2 protein-coding genes are annotated in these 1,225 nt (G+C 68.9%); both read left to right on the top strand.

Going from position 1 to position 1,225, the window contains the following annotated elements; all coding sequences use genetic code 11:
* On the top strand, nt 1-698 hold a 698-nt coding region (locus tag KUM44_RS46050; RefSeq protein WP_254390448.1), incomplete at its 5' end, for an ABC transporter substrate-binding protein.
* A 44-nt stretch (nt 699-742) separates the two neighbouring features.
* On the top strand, nt 743-1,225 hold a 483-nt coding region (locus KUM44_RS32810; protein WP_217213387.1), incomplete at its 3' end, for an ABC transporter ATP-binding protein.

The following is a 1,225-nucleotide window of genomic DNA, read 5'->3' as shown; positions in this document are numbered from 1 at the left end:
TGAAGCTCGTCGTCAACCCGGAGAAGATCAAGTCCCTGAAGGACGTCAAGGGCAAGAAGATCGCCACCCCGCAGCTCGGCAACACCCAGGACGTGGCGTTCCTCAACTGGATCTCCGAACAGGGCTGGAAGGTCGACGCGGAGAGCGGCAAGGGCGACGTGTCCGTCGTCCGCACGGACAACAAGATCACGCCCGACGCCTACAAGTCCGGCTCGATCGACGGCGCGTGGGTGCCGGAGCCGACCGCGTCCAAGCTGGTCTCGGAGGGCGCCAAGGTGCTCCTCGACGAGGCCGACCTGTGGCCCGACAAGAAGTTCGTGATCACGAACGTCATCGTGCGGCAGGACTTCCTCAAGGAGCACCCCGAGGCCGTCGAGGCCGTACTGCGTGCCTCGGTGCGGACCAACCGGTGGATCGAGGACAACCCGGAGAAGGCGAAGGCCGCGGCGAACGCGCAGCTGAAGACCGACACGGGCAAGGCGCTGCCGTCCGATGTCCTCGACCCGGCGTGGCAGTCCATCCAGGTCACGGACGACCCGCTGGCGGCCACGCTCGACACCGAGGCCGACCATGCGGTCGAGGCGGGGCTGCTGGAGAAGCCGGACCTGACCGGCATCTACGACCTGACACCGCTGAACAAGGTCCTCAAGGCCGAGGGCGAACCCGAGGTCGACGACGCCGGGCTCGGCGTCGAGTAAGTCCCGTTTCCGGATTCCGCGAGTTCTCCCAGGAGGTGACGACCATGGCTACCGCCCTCGCCAAGGCCGCCGACACGGATGCGTCCGTCGAGCACGCCGCGCGCATCGACCACGTCTCGAAGTCCTTCGCCGGCCCCGCCGGGCAGCAGCTCGTCCTCGACGACATCACGCTCGATGTCGCGCCCGGCGAGTTCGTCACCCTGCTCGGGGCGTCCGGCTGCGGCAAGTCGACGCTGCTGAACCTGGTCGCCGGGCTCGACAGGCCCAGTGCGGGCAGCATCACCACCGACGGCCGGCCGGCGCTGATGTTCCAGGAGCACGCGCTGTTCCCGTGGCTGACCGCGGGCAAGAACATCGAACTCGCCCTGAAGCTGCGCGGGGTCGCCAAGGCCGAGCGGCGCGAGCGGGCCGAGGAGCTCCTCGAACTGGTCCGGCTGAAGGGCGCGTACGGCAAGCGGGTGCACGAGCTGTCCGGCGGTATGCGGCAGCGGGTCGCCATGGCGCGGGCGCTGGCCCAGGACAGTCGG

The sequence above is a fragment of the Streptomyces sp. AC550_RSS872 genome (genome assembly GCF_019049285.1).
Taxonomy (GTDB): Bacteria; Actinomycetota; Actinomycetes; order Streptomycetales; family Streptomycetaceae; genus Streptomyces.
The sequence above is the reverse complement of the archived record's forward strand: the minus strand, read 5'-3'. Positions and strand labels throughout refer to the sequence as shown.